General features: G+C 35.8%; 13 protein-coding genes. 11 read left to right on the top strand and 2 right to left on the bottom strand.

The window, feature by feature from the left end:
- Window positions 1-23 precede the first annotated feature (23 nt).
- From FFX44_RS07110 to FFX44_RS07060, 11 genes are all read left to right on the top strand, one after another.
- Window positions 24-1,082 carry an AI-2E family transporter gene (locus FFX44_RS07110; RefSeq protein WP_289979267.1) on the top strand — a complete coding sequence of 353 codons (1,059 nt, stop codon included), beginning with the start codon at window positions 24-26 and terminating at the stop codon, window positions 1,080-1,082.
- Between the two features lie 7 nt (window positions 1,083-1,089).
- Window positions 1,090-2,271: a MalY/PatB family protein gene (locus FFX44_RS07105; RefSeq protein ID WP_289979265.1), complete on the top strand. Its 1,182-nt coding sequence runs from the start codon at window positions 1,090-1,092 to the stop codon at window positions 2,269-2,271.
- Window positions 2,272-2,378: 107 nt separating this feature from the next.
- A complete protein-coding gene (locus tag FFX44_RS07100) occupies window positions 2,379-3,065 on the top strand; it encodes a 2,3-diphosphoglycerate-dependent phosphoglycerate mutase (protein WP_289979262.1) in 687 nt (228 codons plus the stop codon).
- 596 nt (window positions 3,066-3,661) lie between these two features.
- On the top strand, window positions 3,662-4,300 hold the full coding sequence (locus FFX44_RS07095; protein ID WP_289979261.1) for an NAD(P)H-binding protein: 639 nt from the start codon (window positions 3,662-3,664) through the stop codon (window positions 4,298-4,300).
- A 91-nt stretch (window positions 4,301-4,391) separates the two neighbouring features.
- Entirely contained in the window at window positions 4,392-5,246 is an 855-nt protein-coding gene (locus FFX44_RS07090) for an aldo/keto reductase (RefSeq protein ID WP_289979259.1), read from the top strand.
- 43 nt (window positions 5,247-5,289) lie between these two features.
- Entirely contained in the window at window positions 5,290-5,706 is a 417-nt protein-coding gene (locus FFX44_RS07085) for a cupin domain-containing protein (RefSeq protein WP_289979258.1), read from the top strand.
- A complete protein-coding gene (locus FFX44_RS07080) occupies window positions 5,707-6,024 on the top strand; it encodes a carboxymuconolactone decarboxylase family protein (RefSeq protein WP_289979257.1) in 318 nt (105 codons plus the stop codon).
- A 31-nt stretch (window positions 6,025-6,055) separates the two neighbouring features.
- On the top strand, window positions 6,056-6,793 hold the full coding sequence (locus tag FFX44_RS07075) for an SDR family oxidoreductase (protein WP_289979255.1): 738 nt from the start codon (window positions 6,056-6,058) through the stop codon (window positions 6,791-6,793).
- Window positions 6,794-6,900: 107 nt separating this feature from the next.
- Window positions 6,901-7,350, top strand: coding sequence for an NAD(P)H-dependent oxidoreductase (locus FFX44_RS07070; RefSeq protein WP_289979254.1), 450 nt, complete (start codon window positions 6,901-6,903; stop codon window positions 7,348-7,350).
- 36 nt (window positions 7,351-7,386) lie between these two features.
- On the top strand, window positions 7,387-7,824 hold the full coding sequence (locus tag FFX44_RS07065; RefSeq protein ID WP_289979251.1) for a MerR family transcriptional regulator: 438 nt from the start codon (window positions 7,387-7,389) through the stop codon (window positions 7,822-7,824).
- A gap of 420 nt (window positions 7,825-8,244) precedes the next feature.
- Window positions 8,245-9,468, top strand: a complete 1,224-nt coding sequence (locus FFX44_RS07060; protein WP_289979249.1) for an MFS transporter — start codon at window positions 8,245-8,247, stop codon at window positions 9,466-9,468.
- A 230-nt stretch (window positions 9,469-9,698) separates the two neighbouring features.
- On the opposite strand, the gene FFX44_RS07055 is transcribed toward FFX44_RS07060, so the two are convergent.
- Complete coding sequence (locus FFX44_RS07055; RefSeq protein WP_289979246.1) at window positions 9,699-11,033, bottom strand: MFS transporter; 1,335 nt, start codon at window positions 11,031-11,033, stop codon at window positions 9,699-9,701.
- Between the two features lie 276 nt (window positions 11,034-11,309).
- A complete protein-coding gene (locus FFX44_RS07050; protein ID WP_289979245.1) occupies window positions 11,310-12,722 on the bottom strand; it encodes an NAD-dependent succinate-semialdehyde dehydrogenase in 1,413 nt (470 codons plus the stop codon).
- Window positions 12,723-12,915 lie beyond the last annotated feature (193 nt).

Here is a 12,915-nt window from a genome sequence, read left to right as displayed (position 1 = left end):
CTAACAAGTTTAGGAGTGGTTTTTTGGGAATATGGGAGAAGTTTGTTGCTAATGTACAATTACGGCGAACAATTGTGTTGCTGTTTACAATTTTTGTTTTGTATGAAATGCGTGAATTATTAAGTTTGATACTGTTAACATTTATTTTTACTTTTCTGGTAATCAGCTTAACTAATTTCATCAGAAAGCATCTGAAAATACCTGCGACATTAATTGTTTCGATCGTGTATCTATTAATAATCGGGTCCTTATACCTCGGAGTAACAATCTATTTGCCTAAGCTTTTCTATCAGACAGAGTCAATGGTCAAGTATGTAATGAATTTTTATCAAAAGCCATCTTTTGATGGAAACGAAATCTTACGCTATATTAATAGCTATATAAGTACGTCAACTATTGTTTCACAGATGAAGAATGGTGTGGCACTTCTTTTCAAGTATGTGACAAGTATTGGATCAATGGGTGTGACTTTCTTATTGTCACTATTTCTAAGCTTCTTTTTCACGATTGAAAAAAAGAGAATGTTTAGTTTTTCGCGAAGCTTTTTGAAAGGACCCTATGATTGGTTTTTTCAAGATATCTATTTTTTTGCTGAGAAATTCGTCAATACTTTTGGAATTGTGATTGAAACACAGTTTATCATTGCGATTGTGAATACAACGCTGACGACAATTTGTCTTGCAATAATGCAGATGCCACAGCTATTTAGTTTGTCCTTATTAATCTTTTTGATGAGCCTGATTCCCGTGGCGGGGGTTATCATTTCAGCAATCCCAATGTGTATTATTGGTTATTCAGTTGGGGGACTTAACTATGTCTTCTATATTGCTATCATGTTATTGGTAGTGCATTCACTAGAATCCTATGTGCTTAATCCCAAGTTGATGTCAAATAAGACAGAACTTCCTATTTTTTATACCTTTGTAGTGTTATTTGTTGCAGAGAAGTTTTTCGGAATGTGGGGCTTAATCGTTGGAATCCCAATTTTTACCTTCTTGTTGGATATTTTAGGAGTAAAACCTATTAAGAGAAAAAAGGCCTCACTAGGGAAAATCAAAGATAAATTGAGTCATAAGGAGTAAATAGATAATGAAAGTTGCAGATTTTGTAGAAAAATATGCGGTTGAACGCAAACATACTGATTCGGTCAAATGGGACGGGATGAAGGCTGGCTTTGGGTCAAATGATCTTCTTCCAATGTGGGTCGCTGATACTGAATTCAAGGCCCCAGAAGCAGTGATGTATGCTTTGAAAAAAAGAATTGAACATGGTGCTTATGGATATTCGCTCACACCCGACAGTTATTACGAAGCCTATTTTAAGTGGCAGCAAGAACGATATGGAACAGAATTACATAAGGAATGGATTCGTTTCGGAGCAGGGGTTGTTCAGTCAATCAGTGCATTAGTCAATGTCTTAACGTTACAAGATGATGCAATAATGGTACTGCAGCCGGTGTATCATCCCTTTATGCATGTGATTGAAGATAATGAGCGCAAGTTGATTGTCTCAAATCTAAAAGATAACAATGGTCACTATGAGATGGACTTTGAAGACATCCGTAATAAGATTCAAACTGAACATGTTAAGCTATTGATTAATTGTTCACCGCACAATCCTGTTGGAAGAGTGTGGACAGCGGCTGAACTTGAAAAACTGTTTGAGATTTGCCGCGAGGAGAAAGTGTTGGTAATCTCTGATGAAATTCATCATGATTTGATTGTGGGGGACAATAAGTTTGTTTCAGCTATCGCGATTAAAGACGGATTTTACCGTGATAATATCGTAATGCTTGATGCTGCATCTAAAACCTTTAACTTGGCTGCGCTTCAGAATAGTCATGTGGTAATCGCAAATCCGCAAATTCGTGAACGTTATGATGAGTATGTTAAGAAACTGTGTCTGCCAAGCGGTAATTTAATCGGTAAGGTAGCTGCTGAAGCTGCTTACCGAGACGGCGCAGACTGGTTAGACGGGATGCTTGGATTAATTAAATATAATTTTAATTATCTCAAGAGCCAGTTCGCTGAGAATGTACCTGAAGTTAAGGTTACCGAACTTGAAGGAACCTACTTGGCGTGGGTCGATATGCGCAAAATGGTATCCGCTGATAAGTTGCATCATTTAATACAACATGAAGCAAGGCTTGCAGTTGATTATGGTGAGATTTTTGGAACAGCAGGTGAAGGTTTCATCAGACTAAATCTTGCAACAACGCCTGAGAATGTTGAAAAAGCTGTGAATGCCATAGTGAAAGCTTTGAAAAACTAAGAATTTTTTTCACAATTTGTAACTTGTTTGGACTATGAATTTTCAAGTTTTCAGTGTAAAATGTGAATTGTAAACAAATCATATAATGAAAGAGGTTTTTGCTAGTTATGACAAAATTAGTTTTTATCCGTCACGGACAAAGTGAATGGAACTTGAAGAACCTTTTCACCGGTTGGGTTGATGTTAACTTAAGTGAACAAGGTGAAAAAGAAGCTAAGGAAGCTGGACGTAAGTTAAAAGAAGCAGGAATCGAATTTGATCAAGCTTATACATCTGTATTGACTCGTGCTATCAAAACATTGCATTTTGCTTTGGAGGAATCAGGACAATTATGGATTCCAGAAACAAAAACATGGCGCTTAAATGAACGTCATTATGGTGCATTACAAGGCCAAAATAAGGCAGAAGCTGCTGAAAAATTTGGTGAAGATCAAGTGCATATCTGGCGTCGTTCTTACGATGTCCTTCCTCCACTCTTGAGTGCTGATGATGAAGGTTCTGCAGCACAAGATCGTCGTTATGCAGATCTTGATCCACGTGCTATCCCTGGTGGTGAAAACTTAAAGGTTACTTTGGAACGTGTCATCCCATTCTGGGAAGACGAAATTGCTCCTAAGTTACTTGAAGGCAAGAATGTCATCATCGCAGCACATGGTAACTCATTACGTGCCCTTACAAAATACATTGAAGACATCTCAGATGCAGACATCATGGGTGTTGAAATGGCAACAGGTCAACCAGTTGTTTATGACTTGGATGAAAAGTTGAACATTGTAAGTAAAGAAAAACTTTAATAACAATCGATAATAAACATTAAAAGCCATGGCCCCTTTGAGGGAAGCCATGGCTTTTTGAGTACTGATTTTTATTGGGAAGATTCAGTGAATGTTATTACTTTTTGTTATGTTAGATTACTTTAAGTTGGCAATAACTGACAAGGAACGAAATATTAGGTGGCATATTTTGGACGAATGATTCGAAGATTTGAAGTTGTAGAGAATGAATTAAAAAGTATACCCTGATGGCCCAATCGACCCAGAACTAGGATAAAAAAGAATGATGATGAGCTTAGTAATATTCTTTTTTAATATCTTAAGTCTTTCTAAGATTAATAAAGGAATTATCAATTAATTTGGTGGAAACTATTTGGTGAAACTTTGCGTGTATACGTAGTTTTCAACAAAACTGTTTAGTAGAAACATGTTTTTCATATGTTCTAATTTTTGTGATATTTGAAATTGTTAATTATAAAAATTATAAATTTTTACTATACGAAATGAATATTATGATCATAAAGCTTGACTTGGAGTCCAGTCTAAGGAATAGACTGAAGTTGGATATGAGGAAGTAGTAGTTATATCTTAATTATTAATTTCAAGGAGGAGTAGTTGTGAAAATTTTAATTCTAGGTGCTGCAGGACAGATTGGACAAATGGTAACTGACAATTTAATAAGTCAAACAGATTATGATTTGGTGCTTTTCGGTCGGAATGTTTCAAATAGATTAGCTAATAAAGCGGATGAACGTATGACATTTGTAGATGGAAACTTTGAAGAATTTGATAAAATCAAGGGTGCTCTTGCAGGAGTAGATGCAGTTTATTTAAGCTATGTAGCAGGAGATGACTTAATCCGTAAACTTGTTAAGTTGCTTGAGGAAAATGGGAAGCCTCGATTCATTGCTGCGAATATTCCAGATATTTACCAGGAAGTTACAGGTCCATTTCAAAAATGGTATCGAAAAAATACCGGTGAAACATGGAAACTTCCTATGCACAAAGCGGCTGAAATTATTGAAGAGAGTGACTTAGATTATATTATTTTACGAATCACGTGGTTATACAATCAGGATGGAAACAAAAATGTTCACATTACAACTAAGGGTGAACCATTCGTTGAAGCCCAAGTAACACGCCAAGCAGTAGCGCAAGTAGTTGTTGATCTATTAACCGGTAAACGTGATTATCATCACGAAAGTTTAGGCTTGGGTGAGCCACATACTGATTTTAAGAAACCAAGTTTTTATTAAAAAGTTACAGGAAGAATAATTTTTCATTTGACTTAGAGTTGACTTCAAGGTGTTCAATTAACTTGTACAAAAAAAGAAGGAGTTGTTAATTATGGAATTTAAGAAACTTAATGATGGCAACAAAATGCCAATGCTAGGATTCGGGGTTTTCCAAATTGCGGACTTAGAAGCAGCAGAACAAGCAGTTGTTGATGCTATTGATGTTGGGTATCGTTTGATTGATACAGCCGCTTCATATGGTAATGAAGAAGCAGTCGGAAAAGGTATCAAGCGCAGTGGAATCAAACGTGAGGACCTATTCGTTACAACAAAATTATGGGTTTCAGATACAGGGTATGAAGCAACAAAGAAAGCTTTTGAAACTTCATTGCGTAAACTTCAATTGGATTATCTTGATTTGTATTTAATTCATCAACCATTCGGTGATGTTTATGGATCTTGGCGCGCAATGGAAGATCTGCAAAAAGAAGGCAAAGTTAAGTCAATTGGTGTTTCAAATTTCCAACCAGATAGAATTATGGACTTGTCCTTATATAATGATGTTAAACCAGCGGTTAACCAAATTGAAACAAATCCTTGGATGCAACAAAAAGAGGCTGTTTCTTTTCTTCACGAAAATAGCATTCAACCTGAAGCATGGGCACCATTCGCTGAAGGAAAACATGGCATCTTTAATAATGAAACTTTAACTGCAATAGGTCAAAAATATAATAAATCAGTTGGTCAGGTTATTTTACGCTGGTTGACTCAACGTGGCATAGTTGCACTTGCTAAGTCTGTTCATAAAAACAGAATGGCAGAAAATTTTGCCAGCCTTGATTTCAAGTTAACAGATGATGAAATGAAAAAAATTGCAGCACTTGATAAAAATGAGAGTCAATTCTTTGATCATCGTGATCCTGCTGCCGTTAAGAGAATTCATGGTTTGGTTAGACATGTAGATTAAGTTTAGGTGTCTTTTGTGTTAACTGTACTGAAAGGAGAAATAGATGGCACAGAATAGTGACTTGAAAAAGGGTGTCATTTTTCCATTAGGTGATAAGAATGATGCCTATCAAAAATTTTTTGTCGGGCAAAGTTATTTAAAGAGCCTCGTCAATGATCCCCAAGTGAATGTTTCAGTTGGTGTTGTGACTTTCGAGCCCGGTTGCCGTAATAATTGGCATATACATCATGCTGGTTTCCAAATTTTACTGGTTACTGGTGGAGAAGGTTGGTACCAAGAAATTGGGCAAAGGCCACGTTTGTTAAAAAAGGGTGATATTGTTGTGACTCATGACGGCGTTAAACATTGGCATGGGGCCACCAAAGACAGCTGGTTCGCTCATATAGCAGTCACTGCTGGTAAACCTGAATGGCTAGAACCTGTTTCAGATGCAGATTATGCAAATTTGGAGGAAAGATAAATGGTAGAAAAGCAAACAGCTGGACATGATCGCCTTGGAGATTTTGCACCTAAATTTGCCGAATTAAATGATGATGTTTTATTTGGAGAAGTTTGGTCGAGAGAAAAACTTCTTTCTGCGCGTGATCGAAGTTTAATAATAGTTGCGAGTTTAATGTCGCAAGGCCTTTTTCCTCAACTAAAAAATCACATGCTTCTCGCTAAGAAAAACGGTGTAACGAAAAAAGAAATAGTTGAAATTATTACTCAACTGGCTTTCTATGCAGGTTGGCCTAAGGCATGGACTGCTTTTAGTCTAGCGAAAGAAATTTGGAATTAATATTTTAATATTTTGGAAAGAAGGTTCTTTTATGTCAAAAGTTATTGTGATTACAGGCGCTTCTTCTGGAATCGGCGAAGCAACGGCTAAGTTGTTAGCTTCAAAGGGAAATAAAGTAGTCCTTGGAGCACGTCGGGAAGAACGCTTGCAAAAAATTGTTAAGGATATTGAACAATCGGGGGGACAAGCAACTTACTTGACAACTGATGTCAGTGAACTTGACCAGGTTAAAGCTTTAGCCCAAAAAGCTATCGACACGTATGGTCGGTTGGATGTTTGGATGAATAATGCGGGATTAATGCCACATTCTGAATTTATTAAAGGGCGGGTTGAAGATTGGAATCGGATGATTGATATCAACTTACGCGGCGTCCTCTACGGAATAAATGCGGCTCTTCCACAGATGCGCAAACAACAATCAGGACAGTTTATCAATATAGCTTCCGTTGCAGCACATGCAGTTCATTCTGGTGGTGGTGTGTATAGTGCAACTAAAGCTGGTGTTTGGATGATCAGTGAAGCCTTACGTCAAGAAGAAGTTGCTGCAAAAAGCCATGTTCGAGTGACTGTTGTTTCACCAGGTGCTGTATCGACTGAATTAGTTGATCATGTAACTGACCCAGATACTAAAAAGACAATGGAAAATTTTTATGCCAGTGTATCGATGCCTTCAGAACGTGTAGCGCAAGCAATTTCATTAGCTGTTGATTTACCAGAAGACTCTGATATAAATGAAATTGTTATGAGACCATCAAACCAGCAAGGTTAGTGTGTAAGAATAAAATTTATTTTTTTATTTTGCATTTTCTTAAATGGCTAAACTCTAGCATTGAGTTTAGCTTTTTTAATAATATTAATTGACAGTGGAGGTAGATTTTGAAAATAAATGTATTTTTGAACTCAAGTCAAAACACTAATGGTGAAACTACTAAACTGGCCCAAAAATTCTTTGATGGCGAACCATATCAGACCTATAATTTAATTGATTATCATATTGACCAATTAGGTCAGGCGACTAATCAAGACCAATTTACTGAATTAGCTTTACAATTAAAAAAAGCCGATATAATTGCAATTGGAACGCCTATTTATTGGAATGATATGACAGGTTCATTAAAGACTTGGCTCGATAGACATCGCTTAGTAAGCGATGTCTATCGAGATAAAAAGACAGTTATTTTAGCGCAAGGAAGTAATCCCGATAATTCAGAAGTATTTAGATCAATCAATCATGTTTTTGAAACTTTTACTAATAGATTTTCAATGCGCTACTGTGGTATTGTTACTCCTACAAAAGTAGCAAACAAAAATATAACTACCATATAATATATGGTTTAGGTAATTATAAAAGGAATGATAATAATGAATATTAAAAAAGCTAGTGAATTAACTGGAGTAAGTTCAGATACTATCAGATACTACGAAAAAATTGGATTGATACCACATATCGATAGAACTTCTTCGGGAATAAGGGATATTGGTACACGTATTATCGGTAGAATTAATTTTATTAAACAAATGCGTTCAGCAGGTATGTCTATTGAAAATCTTTCTAAATATATGAATTTAGTTGATTCGGCTGAAGGAAGCATTGCAGAACAAAAACAATTGTTGAAAGAGCAGTTAGAAGTAATGGAAGAACGAAAAGATGACCTACAAGCTGCCATTGATCATTTACATTGGAAATTAGAACATTACGAAGATCACATGGCTAAGGCTGAAGCAGAATTGCGCAAACTTGAAAGAGAGCATAAAGATCTACCAGACAAGTTTGTTCGAAATAAAAGAAATACGAATTAAATTATATTTGTAATTCAAATTTCAAGAGTATACAGCATCGGCTATTCCTATGTCACAGATTTCTAAAATTATTTGGACAATAAAATAATCTGCGCTATACAAAGTCGGAAAATTTTGAGTATCAACTAGAAATTACGAACATAGTGGGAACTTTGCTATGAGTAATTCGAAGTTAGATGGAGAATTTGGACTTATGAAGCACGTTTATTCGTAACAATATAGAGGAACTAGATCAAAATTTAACTTTTGACCCAACTCTATTGTTAGGAACTTCTGAGATGTTTCTTAATATTTGAGGGAGGCACCTATCCTAGTGTATTTTTGATAAAGTCCTTCTTTTTGTCTATTCAAAAATAATTAAAGCGTTTATATAGTTTATCAGAATAAAAATATTATAACTATAGAAAGAAGATCTTGTTTTTGAAGAAAAAGTTTTATCGTGAGCCTTTATGGACAAAAAACTTTGTTCTACTTTTAGTTACTGCTATTTTTATGTATATTACAACATTTATGTTTATACCGACTCTCCCTCTGTTCGCTCGCAATCTTGGTGCTACTGATCCTTCAGTCGGTGGAATTATTATTTTAGTATATACCATAAGTTGTCTGGCTTCGCGTGCAATATGGGGGGATACAGCTGACCACTGGGAACGTAAACCTGTTTATCTCGTGGGCGTTATTATAATGGCAACAGCGGCTCCTTTCTTTGGACTGGTTTCATCTTTAGGGGGGATTTTAATAATTCGAGCGTTGCAGGGGATAGGTTTCAGTGCATCTTCTACTTCTGGGAGTGCCATAGCTGCAGACTTAGTACCTGCTTCGCGGCTAACCGAGGGTATAGGTTACTATACTTTGGCTAATACTATTGGTATGGCACTTGGACCCGGCCTGGGGCTGAATATGTTTCAGCGTGGTTCTTGGTGGCTATTTGGAGCAGGTACATTAATAGGAATCATTAGCTTAGTAACAGGTTTATCCTTAAATTATGAAAAAAAACAACCTTCGGTAAAAAAAAGTTTCTCTGTTTCTCAGACTATCCCACATGCTAAAGTGGATTCAAAATTAGATATGTTATTTGAAAAAAGTGTTATGCCTACTTGTTTAGTGATTCTATTCACAATTATGCCTTATGGGGCTATTATGGCATATATCGCCAGTTACGGTATCAATCAAGGAATTAAAAATATTGGTCTATACTTTTCAATGTATGCTTTATCTTTGTTTGTAGTACGGTTGGGAGTTGGACGGTTATCAGATCGTTATGGGGTAACTGCTATAATTATTCCTGGTATTGTGCTGATGTTCTGTGGTTTAATTGTTTTGGGCTGGGCATCTAATTTAACTATTTTCTTGATATCAGCGATTTTATTTGGACTTGGTTTTGGTGTAGTTTTTCCTCTATTACAAGCAACAGGTTATGTATTTTGTTCACCTGATCGGCGTGGAGTGGCAAGTGCAACTCTTTTTGCAACAGCGGATTTGGCTTATGGGTTAGGAGCTCTGATACTAGGGATTGGAATCAAATTTCTAGGGTATGCACCTGCTTTTGGTGGCCTGGCAATTTTTACAGTTGTTGCATTGATTCTTTATATATCTGTCCTTTATCCTAGATTAAAGAAAAGACGCAATATAAGTAAACAATAAATAGGTTTTCAAGAATGAATTTATTAAAAATACAGTAACAAAGTGAATTTATTTGAGAAGAATTTGAAGTATCAAGTGACTTATAGATATTGATATCTGAATTTATCGAAGACATTTACAGAGTAAACAAAGGAACTACGTCAAAAGTTAACTTCCGACGTAGCTCCTTAATTATATCTTTATACAATTTTGGATATGCTTCTTTAATTGCATGAGTTAAGCAATTAAAATTATCTACGCATTCTATTTGAATGAATCAGAAAAAAGCTTGATATGAGGGCTATTATCACAAAAATAGTTGCTGTAATCATAGATACTTGATACCGCATAACTTGATTGTTGATATTCCCAGCAACCAGAGCTACAAATGCTAAGCCAACAGCTCCACCAATTTGATGAACTGCATTAACCAGCCCCGATGCTGCTCCAGACTCTTCTCCACGGGTTCTAATAACACCAGACACTGTTAGAGGACTTATAGACATACTTTGACCTGCACCAATTAGCAGCATTGGAGCACCAATCCCCCACCAATAACCGAAACTATTTTGGAAGAAGCAAACAATAATCATTCCAATTAGTGTTAGTAGCATTCCGATATGTAGAATGCGTGCATTTCCAATTTTCTGTGTCATTTCAGGTAATCGAAGTGCCACAATATACATAACCATTGTCATAGGGAAAAAACCAAAGCCTACCCAAATAGGAGCAAAATGCAAATCACCTTGCATTAATTGGGGAGTGTAAAACCAAAAGCTCATCATTGCTGCCATATAAAAAAATCTAGCTATAAAAGCACCCGTACGTTCAAAGTCTTTAAATAAAGAAAGGGGCATAATTGGTTTTTTTAACTTTGATTCTAAAATAACAAATACAATAAGTAAGATGGCACCTATTATCAGAAATATTATTTGATTGTTGTCTGCAGTCATTGCATATAACAAACTCGCAACAGCTAAAATTGATAAAACACTTCCCCAGTAATCAATACTGATTGCTTGTTTACTTATTTTTGAAGTAACATGGTTAAAGACAATAACAAGTAGCACAGCAGCTAAAGGAAAATTAATTAAAAATCCGATTCTCCAAGTCCATAAACTTGCGAAAAGCCCTCCCAAGACCAAGCCAACACTAGAACCTATTCCAGCAGTTGCTCCATATAAAGCAATTGCTTTTGTACGCTCTATTCCATCAAATGTGTCCAACAATAGTGCCAATGATGTAGGAGCGATAATTGAAGCACCTACTCCTTGAAATGCACGTGCCAAAATTAGTAATGTTCCTGTATTAGCAATACCTACCAACAAAGAGGTAATTCCGAAGATAATTATGCCCACAGAAAAGACTATTTTTTTAGGGAAAATGTCACTTAATCTACCAGATAACAGGAGTAATCCACCAAATGTTAGTGAATAACTATTACTGACCCATGAAAGAGTCTTCGTTGATAATGATAATTCGTGTTGGATATCTACAATTCCAGTGAAAATAACCGAATTACTCAAGATTATTAAAAAATAACTGATCAAGACCGTTGTTAATATTATTTGCTTATTTTTCTTCATTAACTATTCTCCAAACATACATTTAGTGTTTTTTAGGCAATTTACTAGTAAGTAACTATAATTACCCTAACAAGGGCCTATGACAAAACAGTTACTTGTCACAGGCCTTTTGATTTTTACTTGATATTTTTAACCTTATTAATGATTTTCAAAAATTAAAGAGCTTAATCAACTATATCCTTGCCTATAGTTGTTGTAGTTGATTGCTGAATTCTTATGCTAATGTTTTCTACACCTTAATACTTTTTTATCTATGCAAGGTAATTAACTTTATTCTTAGAGAATTGCTAGTCCACCAGCTACGTTATTAAAATCAGGTTTTTGCGCAGTTACGACTAGTTTTTCATTGACAAATGCCATTAATCCCAATGAACTCAATTCTCTTCCATAACCTGAACCTTTTACCCCACCAAATGGCAACTCAGGTAATGAACTCAAGAAGGTGTTGACAAAGACCATTCCCGTTTCAATTTGTTGTGCGATCTTTTTTCCATGTTGTGGATCTTTTGAAAAGACAATACCACCTAAACCAAGCTTTGAGTCATTAGCCAATTCAATTGCTTCCTCATCACTATGCACTTTAAATACCTGAGCAACCGGTCCAAACATTTCTTCATAAAATAACGGGTTGTCTTTCTTAACATCAACTAAGATCGTTGGTTCAAAAAATTGACCAGAAAGATCAATTTTTTGATTACCATAGTAGACTTTTGCGCCTGCAGCAATGGCACGATTAACTTGATCCTGTAATTTTTCTTTAGCTCTTTGCGAATTCATGGGAGCTAGTGTTGTGTTTGAATTCATCGGATCTCCAGGTTTCAAATTTGCAAATTTTTCTTTTAATTGCTTGAGAAATTCATCGTACAAATTGTCAGCAACAATAAATCGTTTAGAAGAAGTACATACTTGTCCTGCATTATACAAACGAACTCTCCAGGCGAGATCTACAGCTTGTTTTACATCAGCATCACTTAAAACGATGAAAGCGTCACTTCCACCAAGTTCCATTGAGCTTTTCTTCAAGTTTTCACCAGCTACTTTGGCTACAGACTGACCACCTCTCTTTGAACCAGTCAGCGCGACACCCTGAACTCTTGGATCTGCAATAACTTTGCTTACTTGATCGTAGTTCAAAAATAGATTTACCATACTTCCCTTTGACGCTCCAGCCTCAATAACAATTTTTTCGAAAGCCGCTGCAGATCCTGGGGTGTTAGAAGCGTGCTTCAAAATCATTGGGTTCCCTACTATATAATTAGGAGCAAACACACGCATGATTTGATAGTAAGGAAAGTTCCATGGTTCGACTGCAAGAATTGTTCCTATTGCTTGTTTCTCAATTTCAGCAGCACCAGTTGCCCTAGTCGTAATTGGTGTAGGTGACAGAAATTCTTCACCATGTTCTGCAAAATAGTCAGCAATCAGCGCACATAATTCAACCTCGCCTTCTGATTCTCTAAGAAGTTTCCCCATATCCACAGTTGCGATTTTAGCCAATTTTTGCTTGTTAGCTCTGAGCAAGTCAGCGATTTTATGAAGAGTAGTGGCTCTATCTGATATTTTTTCTTTGCGCCACTTCTTATACAAGTTGTGTGTTGTACTTAATGTTTGTTCGATTTGTTTCTTAGTTGCAAAATCGTAAGTCTTAACGATTTCATTTGTGTATGGATTTACTGTTTTATAAGCCATTAAAATTCCTCCTAAATTTATTTAAATAACTAGACTTGTCTGTAATTGGATTAACCAACGTCTAAACTATATTCCTTGAAGTACACTTCAAGTCAAATATAATCTCTTTTTATTTTAAAAACTAAACACTTGACTTAGAGTTCACTCCAAATGATATTCTAATACTATCTCTTATTCTTGTGGAAAAATAAGG

Origin of the sequence: Lactobacillus sp. UCMA15818 (assembly GCF_030400225.1) — a bacterium.
Classification (GTDB): Bacteria; Bacillota; Bacilli; order Lactobacillales; family Lactobacillaceae; genus Liquorilactobacillus.
Note: the sequence above shows the minus strand (reverse complement) of the source record. Positions and strands in the feature narration are given on the sequence as shown.

Coding starts and splice junctions, on each gene's coding strand:
- FFX44_RS07065 (WP_289979251.1), top strand. CDS start 7,387: ATGAATATTAAAAAAGCTAGTGAATTAACTGGAGTAAGTTCAGATACT.
- FFX44_RS07100 (WP_289979262.1), top strand. CDS start 2,379: ATGACAAAATTAGTTTTTATCCGTCACGGACAAAGTGAATGGAACTTG.
- FFX44_RS07105 (WP_289979265.1), top strand. CDS start 1,090: ATGAAAGTTGCAGATTTTGTAGAAAAATATGCGGTTGAACGCAAACAT.
- FFX44_RS07055 (WP_289979246.1), bottom strand. CDS start 11,033: ATGAAGAAAAATAAGCAAATAATATTAACAACGGTCTTGATCAGTTAT.
- FFX44_RS07080 (WP_289979257.1), top strand. CDS start 5,707: ATGGTAGAAAAGCAAACAGCTGGACATGATCGCCTTGGAGATTTTGCA.
- FFX44_RS07085 (WP_289979258.1), top strand. CDS start 5,290: ATGGCACAGAATAGTGACTTGAAAAAGGGTGTCATTTTTCCATTAGGT.
- FFX44_RS07075 (WP_289979255.1), top strand. CDS start 6,056: ATGTCAAAAGTTATTGTGATTACAGGCGCTTCTTCTGGAATCGGCGAA.
- FFX44_RS07050 (WP_289979245.1), bottom strand. CDS start 12,722: ATGGCTTATAAAACAGTAAATCCATACACAAATGAAATCGTTAAGACT.
- FFX44_RS07090 (WP_289979259.1), top strand. CDS start 4,392: ATGGAATTTAAGAAACTTAATGATGGCAACAAAATGCCAATGCTAGGA.